At 36.0% G+C, this 16,838-nt stretch carries 15 protein-coding genes; 5 read left to right on the plus strand and 10 right to left on the minus strand.

What is annotated here, in order from left to right; translation table 11 throughout:
- Window positions 1–562 precede the first annotated feature (562 nt).
- Window positions 563–2,455, minus strand: coding sequence for a molecular chaperone HtpG (gene htpG, locus DRF57_RS20235; protein WP_115920532.1), 1,893 nt, complete (start codon window positions 2,453–2,455; stop codon window positions 563–565).
- Between the two features lie 83 nt (window positions 2,456–2,538).
- Between htpG and DRF57_RS20240 the strand changes: the two genes are divergently transcribed.
- A complete protein-coding gene (locus tag DRF57_RS20240; protein WP_047490098.1) occupies window positions 2,539–4,041 on the plus strand; it encodes a hypothetical protein in 1,503 nt (500 codons plus the stop codon).
- Window positions 4,042–4,107: 66 nt separating this feature from the next.
- Here the strand turns inward: DRF57_RS20240 and recA are convergent, their stop codons facing one another.
- Together recA and DRF57_RS20250 are read right to left on the minus strand one after the other, a co-directional pair.
- Window positions 4,108–5,109 carry a recombinase RecA gene (recA, locus tag DRF57_RS20245; RefSeq protein WP_047490101.1) on the minus strand — a complete coding sequence of 334 codons (1,002 nt, stop codon included), beginning with the start codon at window positions 5,107–5,109 and terminating at the stop codon, window positions 4,108–4,110.
- Window positions 5,110–5,300: 191 nt separating this feature from the next.
- A complete protein-coding gene (locus tag DRF57_RS20250) occupies window positions 5,301–6,497 on the minus strand; it encodes an oxygenase MpaB family protein (protein WP_047490104.1) in 1,197 nt (398 codons plus the stop codon).
- A 250-nt stretch (window positions 6,498–6,747) separates the two neighbouring features.
- Between DRF57_RS20250 and DRF57_RS20255 the strand changes: the two genes are divergently transcribed.
- The gene (locus tag DRF57_RS20255; protein WP_047490109.1) at window positions 6,748–7,143 is read left to right on the plus strand and encodes a hypothetical protein; all 396 of its coding nucleotides are present in this window, start codon (window positions 6,748–6,750) and stop codon (window positions 7,141–7,143) included.
- A 69-nt stretch (window positions 7,144–7,212) separates the two neighbouring features.
- On the opposite strand, the gene gap is transcribed toward DRF57_RS20255, so the two are convergent.
- The 4 genes from gap to DRF57_RS20275 form a co-directional block, all read right to left on the minus strand.
- Window positions 7,213–8,217 (minus strand): type I glyceraldehyde-3-phosphate dehydrogenase, encoded by a 1,005-nt coding sequence (gene gap, locus DRF57_RS20260; RefSeq protein ID WP_047490113.1) that lies wholly within the window; start codon window positions 8,215–8,217, stop codon window positions 7,213–7,215.
- A 32-nt stretch (window positions 8,218–8,249) separates the two neighbouring features.
- Complete coding sequence (pfkA, locus tag DRF57_RS20265; RefSeq protein ID WP_047490116.1) at window positions 8,250–9,236, minus strand: 6-phosphofructokinase; 987 nt, start codon at window positions 9,234–9,236, stop codon at window positions 8,250–8,252.
- 83 nt (window positions 9,237–9,319) lie between these two features.
- A complete protein-coding gene (locus tag DRF57_RS20270; protein ID WP_115920534.1) occupies window positions 9,320–10,192 on the minus strand; it encodes a DUF4846 domain-containing protein in 873 nt (290 codons plus the stop codon).
- 138 nt (window positions 10,193–10,330) lie between these two features.
- The gene (locus DRF57_RS20275) at window positions 10,331–10,672 is read right to left on the minus strand and encodes a winged helix-turn-helix transcriptional regulator (protein WP_115920536.1); all 342 of its coding nucleotides are present in this window, start codon (window positions 10,670–10,672) and stop codon (window positions 10,331–10,333) included.
- A gap of 96 nt (window positions 10,673–10,768) precedes the next feature.
- Between DRF57_RS20275 and DRF57_RS20280 the strand changes: the two genes are divergently transcribed.
- Entirely contained in the window at window positions 10,769–11,005 is a 237-nt protein-coding gene (locus DRF57_RS20280) for a hypothetical protein (protein ID WP_047490124.1), read from the plus strand.
- Window positions 11,002–11,802, plus strand: coding sequence for a DNA alkylation repair protein (locus DRF57_RS20285; RefSeq protein ID WP_047490126.1), 801 nt, complete (start codon window positions 11,002–11,004; stop codon window positions 11,800–11,802). The genes DRF57_RS20280 and DRF57_RS20285 overlap by 4 nt, the downstream gene beginning before the upstream one ends.
- A gap of 989 nt (window positions 11,803–12,791) precedes the next feature.
- Here DRF57_RS20285 and DRF57_RS20290 read toward each other — a convergent pair.
- From DRF57_RS20290 to DRF57_RS20300, 3 genes are all read right to left on the minus strand, one after another.
- Window positions 12,792–13,550: a TIGR03915 family putative DNA repair protein gene (locus tag DRF57_RS20290; RefSeq protein ID WP_115920538.1), complete on the minus strand. Its 759-nt coding sequence runs from the start codon at window positions 13,548–13,550 to the stop codon at window positions 12,792–12,794.
- A 72-nt stretch (window positions 13,551–13,622) separates the two neighbouring features.
- A complete protein-coding gene (locus DRF57_RS20295; protein ID WP_115920540.1) occupies window positions 13,623–14,051 on the minus strand; it encodes a hypothetical protein in 429 nt (142 codons plus the stop codon).
- A gap of 2 nt (window positions 14,052–14,053) precedes the next feature.
- Window positions 14,054–15,313 (minus strand): putative DNA modification/repair radical SAM protein, encoded by a 1,260-nt coding sequence (locus DRF57_RS20300; protein WP_047490140.1) that lies wholly within the window; start codon window positions 15,311–15,313, stop codon window positions 14,054–14,056.
- A gap of 156 nt (window positions 15,314–15,469) precedes the next feature.
- On the opposite strand from DRF57_RS20300, the gene DRF57_RS20305 reads away from it, so the two are divergent.
- Window positions 15,470–16,798 carry a hydroxymethylglutaryl-CoA reductase, degradative gene (locus DRF57_RS20305; protein ID WP_047490143.1) on the plus strand — a complete coding sequence of 443 codons (1,329 nt, stop codon included), beginning with the start codon at window positions 15,470–15,472 and terminating at the stop codon, window positions 16,796–16,798.
- The last annotated feature ends 40 nt before the right edge of the window (window positions 16,799–16,838 follow it).

A 16,838-nucleotide genomic window follows, 5' to 3' on the forward strand; every position in this document is an offset into this window, starting at 1 on the left:
AAAATTTAAGACGCAAGAAAATCTAAGATTTTCAGCAAGGGACGCGACAGAATAGTATTAAATTTCTCGCAGATCCAGCAAATGCAGATTAAAATCTACAGTACACAATTTTATCGGAGATAAAATCCTTGCGCCTTAAAAGCATGAGTTATATCAAAAAAATTGCGCCTTAGCGTTTTCCAACTCCTCATCCTTTTTAGTAAAAAAAAGACTGCTTCAAAATTGAAACAGTCTCTTGTGTAATATTATTTTTCAAGCTGCTTAGCATCTCTTTTTTGTTGGAATACGCAAAGGCGCAAGGGATTTTCATGTAGTATGAAAATTTAAGACGCAAGAAAATCTAAGATTTTCAGCAAGGGACGCGACAGAATAGTATTAAATTTCTCGCAGACCCAGCAAGTGCTGGTTAAAATCTACCGTACACAATTTTATCGGAGATAAAATCCTTGCGCCTTAAAAGCATGAGTTATATCAAAAAAATTGCGCCTTAGCGTTTTCCAACTTCCTCATCCTTTTTAGTAAAAAAAGACTGTTTCGAAATGAAACAGTCTCTTGTGTAATATTATTTTTCAAGTTGCTTATAGCTTCTCTGTATAAAGTTTGTCAGGTCTTTTCCTTTCAGTAAATTCTGTGAAAGCTTGGCAAGATCCAGAGCATATTTGATCAGGTTTTGCTTTTCGTCACTATTTTCAGTTTTTAATATCTGATTAGAAAGTTCACTGTTGGAATTGACAACAAGATTGTACATTTCCGGGAATCCTCCCATTCCGAACATTCCACCTCCACCTGTAGCCTGCATTTCTTTCATTCTTCTCATAAACTCCGGCTGGGTAATAGTGAAAGGAGCATCACTGCTGTCAAGATCTTCAAGCTGAACGGTGAATTTAGCATCCTGTATTGCTTCTTCTACATTCTTTTTTAAAGATTCTTTTTCAGTTTCATTTAATTTTGAAATAACCGGCTCATCTTTTTTGATCAGGTTATTGATGTGATCAGCATCTACTCTTGCGAATGAGATGTTTTCTTTTGAAGTTTCCAGTTTCTGGATCACATGTGGAATAATAGGAGAGTCTAATAAAAGTACCTCATATCCTTTATCCTTTGCAGATTGGATGTAGCTGTGCTGTTCATCAGCATTGGTAGCATAGAGAACAACTAATTTGTTATCCTTATCCGTTTGTGACGGCTTGATTTTCTCAACTAATTCATCCCATAAAAAGTATTTTCCGTCTGTGGTAGGATACAGCGTAAATTTATCTGCTTTTTCAGAAAATTTCTCTTCAGTGATAATTCCGTATTCAATAACGATTTTAATATCGTTCCATTTTTTCTCATAATCTTCACGGTTTTCGTTGATCAGAGAAACCATTTTATCGGCTACTTTTTTGGTGATATAAGATGAAATTTTCTTTACAGCACCGTCTGCCTGAAGATAAGAACGGGATACATTCAACGGAATATCCGGAGAGTCGATAACTCCTCTAAGAAGCATCAGGAAATCCGGAACGATACCTTTTACTTCATCTGTTACAAATACCTGATTTTGGTAGAGTTGGATTTTATCCTTGTCGATATTCAGATTGTTGCTCAGTTTTGGGAAGAATAAAACTCCGGTAAGGTTGAATGGATAATCAACATTAAGGTGAATATTGAATAGAGGTTCATCAAACTGCATTGGATACAATTCGTGATAGAACTTCATATAATCTTCGTTGGTCAGCTCACTTGGAGCGATAGTCCATGCCGGTGTAGGGTTGTTGATGATATTATCTACTTCTTCTGTTTCCGCAACGGCATCTTCAGGAGCGTCTTCCGGTAAAGGCAGGGTATGTGTTTTTGTTCCGAATTTAATAGGAACAGGCATAAACTTGTTATACTTTGATAATAGCTCACGGATTTTTCCTTCTTCTAAAAACTCTACAGAATCTTCTGCAATGTGAAGGATGATTTCTGTACCTCTGTCAGTTTTATCCGTTGTTTCCTCAAGGGTAAATTCCGGGCTTCCATCACAGATCCATCTTACAGCCGGTTCATCTTTATATGATTTGGTAAGGATTTCCACTTTCTCAGCCACCATAAAAGCAGAGTAGAATCCAAGCCCAAAATGTCCGATAATTCCTGAATCTTTTGCAGAATCTTTATATTTTTCCAAAAACTCTTCAGCTCCGGAAAAAGCAACCTGGTTGATGTATTTTTCAACTTCCTCACCCGTCATACCAATACCCTGGTCGATGATGCGTAACGTTTTTTGTTCTTTATCGATTTTAACCTCAAGTTTTGGGTTACCGTATTCAACCTTAGCCTCTCCGATACTTGTTAAATGCTTTAATTTTAAGGTAGCATCAGTAGCATTAGAGATTAATTCTCTTAAAAATATTTCGTGGTCGCTGTAAAGAAACTTTTTTATAAGGGGAAAAATATTTTCAACAGATACATTAATATTTCCTTTAGTCATAATATTTTAGATTTTTAATTGTTACCCATAACTTCTCAAAAAAAATACCACGAAGAAGAATGTGACAGAATGACATTTTTTTTATGAGCGGTCTATTCATCCCTTTTATTATATTTACCGCCAATTATAATAACAATATGGGAATCTTTAATTTTTTTAAGAAAAAAGAAAACAGACAGGAGGAAGTTTATGCTCCGGTTCAGCAAAATGAAACATCAGTTAAAAATGTAATGGAAGAAGCTGAAGAAGTGGAAGTAATGTTAGATACATTACCTGAGCAGCCTTCGGAGCCAGTTGAAGAAAAGAAGATCAATAATGAATATGAAAAGATAAAGATTTACAATGATTATATTGTCTATTTCATTGCGCTTCAGCTAAAGGGTGATTATGCCCCTATTTCTGCATTTGAAAAGGAAAATGGTGAAGTGGAAGGATTTGCCTATATGGTGAACGATGATACATATATGTTTTCAATGGAAGATGCTATCGGAAGAATGGAAAAAAAGTTTGAGTCTGAGCTTAAGGAAGGTAAGATCAGGTCATACATGATTTTATACCATTCTAAGTTTGATGATAATGGCAACCATGAAGTGGCAACCCAGGAAGGAGAGTTCAAATCAATCACGCTTTCCTATCATTATAAAGGTTTTGATAAAGCTAAAACAGCATTGCCTTATGTTTTTGAAAACCAAAGCATCACTTATAAAGGTTTTTCAGAGTTTTCTCAGGAAGAAAACAATGAGATCATGAATAATCAGTTGGTAGAGGGTAAAGAGTATTTCACCAATATAGAAGAAATTAAAATACCGGAAAGTAGTAACGAAGCTGGAATTAAGATTAAAAAATCAAATGTTCATACCCTTGCGAGCACGTGGGGTGGAGTTTTCGGATTTGAAAGCTTTCAGAACCAGAAAGAATTTTCCGAGTATTTGATCCACACCATGTCTTTATTTAGAATGGAAGACCCTGCTTATGACCAGGATAAGCTGAAGTATACAGAATTTAAAGATGTAAAATTCAAGCCGGTACTTTCCGATGATTTTACTACCATGTATCCGGAAGTAAAAACTGATTTTTCCCTGGATTTTGAAACAAAGGAGATTAACGAATGGGAAAATGTGAACAACAATGAAGCGGTTATTGGAGGTTCGGCAAGAGATACCTTTGGAATTTGGTTTTTCGCAACGGATTATGTGGAGAATAGGAACAGATATTTGACACAGACAAATTTAAATGTTAATATCAGTGGGATTATTTTCGTATTGGATTTGCATGAGAGTTTTGAATTACCGGACGGTACTATGACGGGAGAGGATTTTACAGCGTATAAACCAAGCCAGGATCTTCCTAATTATGGATGTTTTGATTTTGTGGGTAAGATTATAGACTTCAGAGAAACGGAAGTACTGGCAGATGGAAGTGCTAAAGGCTATATACTGAAATTAAAGCTGATCACAAATTCTGAAATGGAAGACTTCTTTACAATTGATGCCTTTGTTAGTAAAGGAAATATGAGATTTGAAACGTTGACCAAAGGAATGCAGGTTGCCGGAGCATTACAGTTGCAAGGTAAGATGGCAGACTAATAATAAGCATACAAAAGAAAAACGGTCTGAATTTTCAGACCGTTTTTTTATTTTAATTGAAACAAATTATTTGTTTTTCAATTCTTCCTTGATTTTGTTTTCCAATTCCTCAGCAAGATCAGGATTATCTTTTAAAACATCTTTTACAGCATCACGTCCCTGACCTAATTTGGTCTCTTCGTAGCTGAACCAAGAACCGCTTTTCTTTACAATTCCCATATCTACTGCTGTATCAAGAATCTCTCCTACTTTAGAAACTCCTTCTCCATACATAATGTCAAATTCAGCCTGTTTGAAAGGTGGGGCTACTTTGTTTTTCACAATCTTCACTTTCACACGGCTTCCGATAGCTTCGTCACCCTGCTTAATTGGAGCACTTGCTTTTCTGATATCCAGTCTTACAGAAGCATAGAATTTAAGAGCATTACCACCGGTAGTTGTTTCAGGGTTTCCAAACATAACACCGATTTTTTCTCTTAGCTGGTTGATGAAGATTACCGTACATTTTGTTCTTGAAATAGTAGCAGTAAGTTTTCTTAATGCCTGAGACATCAATCTTGCATGAAGACCCATTTTAGAGTCTCCCATTTCCCCTTCAATTTCAGCTTTTGGAGTAAGAGCAGCTACAGAGTCAATCACAACGATATCAATAGCTCCTGAACGGATAAGATTATCCGCAATTTCTAAAGCCTGCTCACCGTTATCCGGTTGAGAAATAATAAGGTTTTCTAAATCAATTCCTAGTTTTGCAGCATAGGTTCTGTCGAAAGCGTGCTCAGCATCAATAAATGCAGCAATACCCCCTGCTTTTTGAGCTTCAGCGATAGCGTGAAGAGTCAATGTTGTTTTACCTGAAGATTCAGGACCATATATTTCAATGATTCTTCCTCTTGGATATCCACCTACGCCTAATGCGATATCTAATCCTAAAGATCCTGAAGGAATAACTTCTATGGTCGTATCTACGGCAGCATCCCCCAAAGTCATTACAGTTCCTTTTCCGTATGTTTTATCTAATTTGTCAAGCACTAATGCGAGTGCTTTTTTCTTATCTTCAATGTTACTCATCGCTATTAAAATATTTCTCAAAAATACATAATTTAAATATCAAAAACTAATATTATTTATGGGTGAAACCTGTTTTTAAAGTTAAAAAATGATAAATTTTTACTACTGATCTCATTCATAACGAAGCAGATGCAGAATATAGTTTTCGGGAAATTTTAAAACATATTTTTTATTTACAACAGAGATATTATCTAATGGAAATTTGAGTTTTTTGTGATATTCAGATAGTCTTCCAGTACCTTCATCTGATCCTTATTTCCTCTTTGTATTCTTGCTTCCCGGCTTACCAGCTTGTCATAGATTTTATTGAAAAATATCTTAGATTTTGGAAATAGTTTTTTATAGGAAACTTCCGGAATTTGTAGTCTTTTACAAACCTCGTCACCCAAAAGAAACCAGGTACAGCAGATATGGAGATACCTTAAGTTTTTTCTTTGGAATTCAAATTTTAAAATAGGATTTTCTAACGATTCGTTCAGTAAAGAATGGGCAAGGAGAACAGAGTCTTTATCTGAAGGTGGCTGAACCGAAGTCCATAGATAAAAATATTCTGTAGCCTGCTTTTTATTATCGGGAAGAATCTGCTCCGGAATTCCTAATAAATATCCTACATATTTCCAGAGGTGAAAAATACCCTGTTCTTCTTCGACAGAAAAAGTATTTCCCAGTTTTTGAAGGCTGTGAAGGAAAACGAGGCTGAACCCAATATAGGTAGCCATCATATCCCAGGAATTGATGGGCTCTCCCCAGTTTTCAGTGTCCCAGTCTTTATAGTGTTTCTTTATGGAAAGCCTGGCATAGGAATGGATAAGCCTGGTTTTTATGGCAAACTCATATCCTTTTGCGTGAAGTTCGAGTGCATTGTAGCGGGTAGCATTGACCCAGAAATCCAGTGTTTCCGAAAGACGCTTTACAGCTCCTTTTTTTAAGGCTTCCGTTACGATCAGCGGTTTATTGAGATAAGCATAATCATATCCTCCGATCAGGCAGTAATCCCGCAGTGAGATCAGAGAGTCCAGATTACTTCTCATGCAAAGTTCAGCACCGCTTTTAAGCAGGTTATAATCAAGCCACTCAGGAACCTTTTGGGTTTGGGCGAATAATTTTTTTACGCTGTCAGGAACATCGTCGGTTTCAGAAACACCATTGCGGATATAGTTTTCAATTTCTCTGGAGGCTTCCTGGTATTTTTTAGTAAAATAAACCTCTTTTACAACCTCATCACCGGTTTCATCTACATGATAAAAGAAAGGCGCATATTTCTCAAAGTTTTCAAAACTCACTTCAGCTCCTGAAATTTCAATGAGCTGTTTGCCATTGCCTTCTTCCCAAAAGTTTTTGAAATGAGAAGAATCTTTAAAGCGAGGTTGTATTGTCGTTCGTTCCATGTAATATAAAAGTACAAGTTTTACACCGAAATCCCCTGATGATATTGATCAGCCTTTTAGATGATATGAAGCTTGGTTTCATTTTTTTCTGAAAAATAACACAAACGGGTTATTTTTTTGTCTCCATAAAAGTCCAAACTTTGTTGTGAAGCTAAGAGTCATCAAAATATCAGTTCTAAAAAGATATTGTTTCAGAATTGAATTTCTCTGCTCTTCAATGATAAAAACTTTAACCCTAAAACAACTAATTATGAAAACGAAAATTTTACTGCCACTTTTGCTTTGGACAGGAGTGATCTTTGGACAAGTTAGAGATTCATTAAATGCAAAATTTGCCAACCCTGAGGTTGATCAGAGTAAAATAGTTGCATCAAACATTTTAAGAGTTGAGGCTGATCTAGTATCATCCTGGAGAGGAGTCAGAGGTTGTGGCGATGCGCCGACACCGCGTAAGAATATTGAAGCTACAGCCAATGCTTGGATTAAAACGAAAATGTTTGAACACAAAAACTTGAAATGGATCAGATACGGATGGAATGTTCCGGTAATTTCAGTAAGACGCTGGCAGGATCCATTTCCGGACAAAAGAAGGCATTGTTCCGGAAATGCCAGATTCAAAATTTTTATGGAATTTGAAAAACAGTAACCCTTAAAACAAAAAAACCTTCCCATCGGGAAGGTTTTATATTACTTATTGCTTATCGCTCATTACTTATTATAAAGAAGCAGCGTGTACAAGCATATCTACTAACTTGTTAGAATAACCCATTTCGTTGTCATACCAAGAAACAAGTTTTACGAAGTTTGGAGAAAGCATGATACCAGCGTCTTTATCGAAGATAGAAGTTCTCTTATCTCCTACGAAGTCCTGAGAAACTACTGCATCTTCAGTATATCCTAAGATTCCTTTCAATTCACCTTCAGAAGCTTCTTTGATAGCCGCACAGATCTCATCGTAAGAAGTTGCTTTTTCTAATCTTACCGTAAGGTCAACTACAGAAACGTCTACAGTAGGTACTCTGAAAGACATACCTGTTAATTTTCCGTTTAATGAAGGGATTACTTTTCCTACTGCTTTAGCAGCACCTGTAGAAGAAGGGATAATGTTGTTTAGAGCAGCTCTACCACCTCTCCAGTCTTTCACTGAAGGACCGTCAACAGTTTTTTGAGTTGCTGTTGTAGCGTGTACAGTTGTCATTAAACCTTCTACGATTCCAAATTTATCGTGGATTACTTTAGCTAAAGGAGCTAAACAGTTTGTAGTACAAGAAGCGTTTGATAAAATTTTGATATCATCAGTAAGTTCCTTGTGGTTTACACCCATTACGAACATTGGAGTATCATCTTTAGAAGGAGCGGAAAGGATTACTTTTTTTGCACCTGCATTGATGTGAGCCTGAGCAGAGTCTTTAGATAAGAAAAGACCTGTAGATTCTACGATATAGTCAGCTCCAATTTCATTCCACTTTAGGTTGTTAGGATCTTTTTCAGCAGTTACTCTGATTTTTTTTCCGTTTACAACAAGATCATTTCCTTCTACAGAAACTTCACCTGGGAAAACACCATGTACAGAGTCATATTTTAACATGTAAGCCATGTATTCTGCATTGATTAGGTCATTGATTCCTACAACTTCAATGTTGTCTCTTTCAGTCATTGCTCTGAAAACAAGACGTCCAATTCTACCAAAACCGTTGATACCTACTTTAATTGTTGACATAATAGTTTGTTTTTATTAGATTATAAAAATAATTAGATTGCTAAAATTTCTGAAATCAACATCAGATCTTTGTTGATTTCGTTATGTTTTTTAATGGCTTCTTCAATAGGAGTATACACCACATCATTGGAGCGCATTCCTGCCATTACATTGTTTTGTCCTTCCATTAATCCTACTACGGCACCATATCCAAGTCTGCTGGCCAATACTCTGTCTGCACAACTTGGGGATCCTCCTCTTTGCATATGTCCTAAAACCGCTACACGAATGTCATAGTCAGGGAATATTTCCTTTGTTTTTTCTGCTAACCCATAAACATTGGCTAGTTTTTCACCTTCTGCTACCACTACAATGCTGGATGCTTTTCCTGTTTTTTCAGCTTTTCGGAATTTTGCAAAAAGATCATCCATGCTGTCTTTTTTCTCAGGAATTAAAATATCCAAAGCACCTGTTGCCAGACCACTGTTTAAAGCAATAAAACCGGCATCACGACCCATCACCTCTACAAAGAAAACCCTGTTGTGAGAAGTAGCCGTGTCACGGATTTTGTCAATAGCTTCCATAGCTGTATTCAGAGCTGTATCATACCCAATGGTATTATCAGTCCCGAAGATATCATTGTCAATAGTTCCCGGTATACCAATTACCCGGATTCCAAATTCTTCATTGAAGATTTTAGCTCCTGTAAAGGTTCCGTCTCCTCCAATACATACCAATCCGTCTATTCCAAGCTTGACACAGTTATCATAAGCTTTCTGACGGCCTTCTTTAGTTCTGAATTCGTGGGATCTGGCAGACTTTAGAATAGTTCCGCCCTGGTTGATTATATTTTTTACGGAACGAGCTCCCATTTTCAGGAAATCAGCATTGATAAGACCATTGTAGCCTTCTCTCACTCCGTAGCATTCGATATTATAGTAGTTGGCGGTTCTTACTACCGCTCTTAATGCAGCATTCATACCTGGAGAATCTCCTCCTGAAGTAAGAACTGCAATTTTTTTTACAGCACTCTCTTTCATCTAGTAAAAAATTTCGAACACAAATTTACAAAAACAAGTTCAGATTATGGCAGTAACTTTCTAATAGTTTTGAATATAAATTATTAAAAGCTTCTGAAGTTTGTAGGCTTAAAAATATATCGTGCCGTTTTGGTTTCCGGAGAGTCAACATTAAGATCATACCATGGAGAAGTTTTTTTGTTAAAAGGATTGGAAAGTAAATGAACAGACTGAGCCGGAGTAAACCCTTCACCCAATAAGAATAATTTCTTTCCGTCCTTATTGTTACATACTCCTGCAATAAACACCACGTGACCCGGACTTCCCGGAGTAATCAGGATATCTCCGGTTTTTAAATCTGAATTTTTAGTGACCGGTTTTGTCTCCTGATGTAAAGAGATCGTTCCTGCATAATTGAAGATGAGGTCAAGATAACTTCTGAAATTCTGATAAGAATCATCAAAATCTGCTGTTTTTCTAAAATTGACAGAATTACCATTCACAAGAGCTCTTGTTCCGTTTTTATAATCATTCCAGCTGAGCAGATCCCCGCTTGTGAAATGGAATTTTATGGCATCGGTTTTTTTATCTGCATATAAATATTCTGCGCGCAGTCGTATCACAGCATCAGCACATTGCTGCAGGTCTTTATTTCCCGTGTCAATATCAAAAACAGCTTCATGAAGATGTTGGGTAGAAATGGGGGTTTCATCATATTTCAGGATCTGACTTCCATAAGGCTTCAGTTTAAAGTTTTCAATAAAATATCCGAAGGAACCGGATGCTTCATCCTGCCATTCATAATCCTTAGGAGGAGAGAATCTTTCTTTGATGGTATTTTTACCTGTATTGACCAGCACAGAACCTTCGGAAACAAAGTCCTGGGTTTCCTGAGAACTAAGTTTTGAAGATGTTTTATCCGGGGTGCAGCTTACCAGAACACTAAGAATAGTTAATCCTGAAATAATTTTTTTCATATGGCATTTGATACAGTTACAAATATGATGATTTTTGTAATATGTAAGTATAAAGTATAAAGTATAAAGTATAAAGTATTTGTGGTGTATACTACTGCAGGGTATTAAAAAAAATGTGGGGGCCCTGTGGTTAAGAAGCTATGCTTTCTCTTCTTCAGGAATCAATAGTTTTCCCCAGTCATTAAGCTGCCAAAGAATCTTAACCAGCTTTTTTCCAAGTTCCGTTAAGGTATACTCAACTCTGGGAGGTAATTCATTGAAAGATTTTTTTGTTAAAATACCGTCTTCTACCATTTCATTGAGCTGTTGATTAAGAACCCTTCGGTCAACCTTAGCAATACCCCGAAGAAATTCACTGGGCCGTTTTTTGCCCTCATTGATCTGCCATACGATAGGAATCTTCCATTTTCCGCTAATGCTGTTCACAGCTACTTCCAATGGACAGATTTTATTTTCTTCAGCTCTTCCCTTTATTTCCATAAAATTGACTTTTTTATCCCTATGGGTGAAAAATATGCGGTATTGCCTGTTTCTAAAGGCTTTTAGACCTTTGTAAAAATAATAAATTAAAAAGTAATGCATAGGTTGGCAAAGCAGATTGATCAGTTGAATCAGGAATTGTTTTTCAGCTTCAGGATTTTGTGCTTTCTTATTATCAGAATTGAGCTATCTGAGTTTAATAAGAATGATGAAAATACCTTACCGGTTCCTGCTGTTTTTGTGGTGGATGAAAATAGAATGGTAACATATAAGTTTTTAGATGTAAATTACATGAACAGAGTAGATATAGAAGAATTAATAAAGGTATTATGACAGAAAAAAGAAAAGGAGCACGTTCCATCAAAGACATTCCGGGAGATATTCTGGAACAGCTGAATCGGGGAGAACTTGAAACAGCTAATCTTACGGAATGGCTGGCGGTAGATCAAAAATTACTGTTAGAAAATCTCCTTCACCAAAATGGGCGGACAGAATATTTGAAACCTATTGTAGACCTTGTGAATCAGCTGAAAAAACAGACGGTTAATACAGTCAATGAAGCGATTGGAATGGGATTGCTAAAACTTTCTCATCAAAATCATGATGAAGCATTTTTACTGGACCTTTCAAGACATCAGGCAGATTTGGTGCGCTGCTGGTCTGCTTATACCGTGGGGAGAAATTCAAGGACAGATCTTAAAGAAAAACTGAAAAATATACAGCCTTTTGCTTCTGATCATCATTTCGGAGTAAGGGAAATCTGTTGGATGACGGTACGTCCGGATATTTCAAAAAATCTTACAGAAAGCCTGTCGGTGTTGTCAGGATGGACATCGCACAAAGATGAAAATGTCAGACGCTTCGCCAGTGAATCAACGAGGCCCAGAGGTGTCTGGTGTGAGCACATTCCGGAATTAAAGCAAAATCCGGGATTAGGACTGGATATCTTAGAGCCACTACGATCGGATCCCTCAAAATATGTACAGGATAGTGTAGGAAACTGGTTGAATGATGCCAGTAAGTCACAACCTGAATTCGTAACGGAAATCTGTGATGAATGGCTTCGCGAAAGTCCTACTAAAGAAACACAGTATATTGTCAAAAAGGCACTTCGAACTCTCCGTAAATAAAAGTTATTCACAAAATCATAATTCCGGCAGGGATTTATATACATATTTCTGATAATTAAATAATTACATACTTGTTATTCAAAAAAGTATAGTATGTTGTAATAGTATTTCAAAAAAACATAAAAGTTATCCACAAAGTGGAAATGTTGATTTTATTTGATTGCATGATATTGATATTTAATGCTTTGTGTGGGCAGTTTATCATGAGTATCTGTGCCATCTGTGGTAGAAAAAAGTTATCCACAATATGGAAATATTACCCCATGTTTTATCACAAATCAGAAGACGCCTGCAGATTGAATAAAAAAAGAAAAATCACTTTAAGGAAAATCCTTGTCACTCCTGACAGAACAGTTTATCCACAAAAAGGAGAATATAGATTGTTATCGGTTTTAATGTTCTGATTATTACGTGTTAAATTGATATTTTAGAAAAAAGCTTATGTAAATTTGTGATCAGTAAAAAGTTATCCACAAAGTGGGAATGTTGATTTAATTTCGCTGTATATGATTGATAGTTAGTTTTTTTGTGTTGGAAACTTATCATGAGTATCTGTGTTGTTTATGGTGGGAAAAAGTTATCCACAATATGAAGATTAGGGTTGGAGTGTTTCCACAAATCAGAAGAATGCCGAAGCTTAAATGAAAAAATAGAAATCACATTCGGATCAATCTTTGTCATCCATCATAAATAGGGATGATTCACAAAATGAGAATATGGATTATTATTGATAATATCGTATTGAATACCAAATCAGCAATGGAGATTTTGGAAAATTGTTTATCTCAATTTGTAGTCAATAAAAAGTTATCCACAAAGAATAAGTGTCAATTTAATTTCACTTCATACTATTGATAATTAGTTATTTGTAAGGGTTTTTTAGAATGAATGTTTGTGCTAAAAAAAAGTTATCCACAATGTATGAATTCTGAATCCGGGTGTACAGTTATTTTCAAATTATCCCATGCTGAAATTTTCAAAGTACTTCCTTAGTATTTCTCCGTCAAATATTTCCAATATCTCCTGGGTACATGCTGAATATGGAGTTTTAGATTTTTTCTTTCCACAATATTGGTTTTTGTGAAATACCGCTGCCAGAGCGTTTGATAGTTCTTCTCTTCATCATGGAATTTCTGTTGATATTGATTGAAATCCGGTTTTTCTTCAGGATGAAAGAAATCACAATTTTCAAGATCATAAAGAATTCCATAGTTTCTCCTAAGATCATAGATCATCCATTTCTGATCCTGGTAACGGTCTTTAAAATGTTTTCTGATCAACGGAAGAACATTAAAATCCGGATCTATTTTGGCGAAAAAAATACCATCTTTCATTTTTTCAAAGCGTACAAAAGCGGTCATTCTATGTCTTTCCCGGTCTACAGACTTACAGATTTTTGAAATTTTTAAAATATCATGATCTGCAAAATTTTCCAGAATATTTTCTCCCGGATGTTGTATAGATTGTTTCACCGCAGATAAGATCAATATCTCACTTTCAGGATCATCAGATAAAAAAACTTTTAACAATTGATGAATTCCCTGTTTCCCTATATGTTGTTCTAATTTCTTTAAAACCCGGTCTGATTTATCTGTCTGCGTAATGACTTCATGTATTTCGGCAAAAATATTTTCCTGAAAAAACTTTTCTCTGCCTGTTATTTCCACGTCTTTATAATGGTATTCGAAAACTTCAAACACCGCAGTGAAAAGACCGTCAAAACTTCCGTCATAGATAAGGGTTGTCATAGTTTAATTTGAAAATATAAGAATTGTTGTTTTTTTGTTATTCTATCGCATTTCAGAATGATAAAGAGTTTTTCATTTTCTATAGCATATTAATCTCAATTCATTTTCATCCGATTCCAAACAAAACTCACCAATGCTTTGTGTAATTGTAGAAATTTTTTCCAGATCCTGAGCCGTGTTGGAATCAAGAATTTTAGGGAAAGAAAGATATTCTATTTCTTTATATTGGAGCCAGTCTCCAAATGAATTATTCCCTTCAAAAGCCGAATCCCAATAATCAAACTCAAAAATGCTGTTTTCATCCAGATATAATTCTCCAATTTTTTCATTTTGAATTTTTTTAAATTGGATTTTCTTTATTTCATGGGCGTTGGCAACTATTACCTCGATCAGTTTTACCCATTTTGAGTTGGACATGAAGTGTTGAGAAAATTTTGCAATCTCTTTTTTAATTTCCCTTTTCCATTGCTCACCAGCATGTTTCGCCTTTTTTGTTCTCATATTTAAAATAAACTCAATTGTTGTGAAAATTGATTGTGAAATTTAGATGAACTTCCTCCTACCAGGAGTTTCCTGAAATTTTTATCCGTTAAATATTTCAAATAAGCATTCCCTGTATTAAAATCAATAAAATATTTTGCCCTGTTGACTGCTGTTCCCAATTGTTTCAAATGATCCATCGTTAACATCTGAAAACGCCTGGCACTTATAATCTTCTGTGCGGATTTTACACCAATCCCGGGAATTCTTAAAATCATCTGATAATCGGCAGTCTGAATATTAACAGGAAACTGATCCAGATGCCGCAATGCCCAGCTTAATTTTGGGTCCACTTCCAGATCAAGAAAAGGAATAGCAGGATCTAAGATTTCTTCTGCTTTAAAACCATAAAACCTCATCAGCCAGTCGGATTGATAAAGCCTGTTTTCCCGTAGCATCGGAACTTCTGTTGCCAGTGAAGGTAATCTTTTGTCTTCCAAAACAGGTACATAGCCGGAGTAATACACCCTTTTCAGATTGAAATTTTTATAAAAATGATCGGCAACCTTGATGATTTGCAGGTCGTTTTCATTGGTAGCCCCTACAATCATTTGAGTAGACTGTCCTGCCGGAGCAAATTTAGGAACTTTCTTTAAAATTTTCTTCTCATCTTCATACTGGCTGATCCCTTTCTGGATATACCGCATCGGGCTGATCATATCCTGTCGGTTTTTCTCTGGAGCGAGTAGTTTTAATCCGCTTTCTGTAGGGATTTCAAGATTAACAGACAGCCGGTCTGCATATAAAGCCGCTTCCTGCATCAGCTCATCACTTGCCCCCGGAATAGACTTCAGATGAATGTAGCCATTAAAGTTTTCCTCTAAGCGTAATTTTTTTGCCACTCTTACAAGCCGCTCCATGGTGGTATCTGCATTTTTGAAAATTCCGGAACTCAGAAATAATCCTTCAATATAATTTCTACGGTAAAAATTAATCGTCAGATCTACTACTTCCTCAACGGTGAAGGCGGCCCGTTTGATATCATTTGAGCTCCTCGAAACACAGTAAGCACAATCGTAAATACAGTGATTGGTCAATAAAACCTTAAGTAAAGAAACACATCTTCCATCTTCTGTATAGGTATGACAAATTCCACTTACGGAGCTGTCTCCTAAAGCCCCTTTTTTGTTTTTTCTTGTGCCTCCGCTGGATGAGCAGGAAACATCATATTTCGCTGCATCAGCAAGGATTTCAAGTTTTTCTTTAAGGCGGTCAAAATTCATTTTTTATAAGATGTGATATTGTTTGTATCTATTTTATTTTTAAATTTTGTTCAAATTTAGTTCCAAAATTGATAAATGTCAATCTTTTTTCATAGAAGTTATCAACAAAAAAGACCCTCAAAATCATTATATTTACGGCTCATTAAAGTTTATATCATGAATCATAAACCCATCGAAGGTTTTTCCAAGCTACCTAAGCAAGGGAAAATCGACTGGCTCGTAAACGAATATCTTGAAGGAAATCAGGACTACCAACATATATTAAAACAATATTGGAATGATGATGCAGATCTTCAGAAACTTCATGAGGAGTTTTCTGAAAATACGATTTCCAACTTTTATATGCCTTACGGAATTGCTCCGAACTTTTTAATTGATGGAAAACTATTGGCACTTCCAATGGCTGTGGAAGAAAGTTCTGTAGTTGCTGCCGCTTCCAAAGCTGCTAAATTCTGGATTGATAAAGGTGGTTTTAAAACAACGATTATCAACACTGAAAAACTGGGTCATACCCATTTTATATTTAATATTGAGCCTCACAAATTATTGCATTTCTTTAATTTCAATTTGAAGAAAAAATTATTTGAAGCTACAGAAGACATTACGGCCAATATGAGAAAACGTGGCGGTGGAATTCTAAACATCAGCCTGATTGATAAAACGGCAGAAATGCCTAATTACTATCAGCTTAAAGCCAGTTTTGATACGGTAGATTCAATGGGAGCAAACTTTATCAACTCATGTCTTGAGCAGTTTGGAAAAACTTTGAGACAGGAGGTGGCAACCAGTGATGACTTTAGTCAGGAAGAAAAAAATTCATTGCAGATTGTTATGAATATCCTTTCCAACTTTACTCCTGACTGTGTGGTAAGAGCTGAGGTTTCTTGTAAAATGGAAGATTTAAAGGATGACAGTGGAATTTCTCCTGAAGAATTTGCAGCTAAGTTTAAACAGGCCGTTACCATTGCTGAAATTGAACCTTACCGTGCAACTACTCACAATAAAGGAGTAATGAATGGGGTAGATGCTGTAGTGATTGCAACCGGAAATGATTTCAGAGCAACAGAAGCCTGTGCTCATGCTTATGCAGCAAGAGACGGACAATACCGATCCCTGACTCACTGTACAACAGATAACGGGGTTTTTAGATTCTGGATCGATCTTCCGATTTCTGTGGGAGTAGTAGGAGGGTTGACTAACCTTCATCCCTTAGTTAAATTCTCTTTGGCCTTACTTGGAAAACCTTCTGCACAAGAGCTAATGAGTATTTTAGCCGTTTCAGGTCTGGCTCAAAACTTCGGTGCACTGCGCTCTCTGGTAACGACAGGTATTCAGAAAGGTCATATGAAAATGCACTTATTGAATATCTTAAACCAATTGGGAGCTACAGAAGAAGAAAAACATCATTTTGTTACCTATTTTAAAGATAAAACGGTAAGCCATCATGAGGTCATCAATGAGTTTAACAGAATGAGAGAAAACTAATGTTACAGATCATTTTGCCCATAGTATTTCTCATCTTCGG

Source organism: Chryseobacterium rhizosphaerae, from assembly GCF_003385455.1.
Classification (GTDB): domain Bacteria; phylum Bacteroidota; class Bacteroidia; order Flavobacteriales; family Weeksellaceae; genus Chryseobacterium; species Chryseobacterium rhizosphaerae.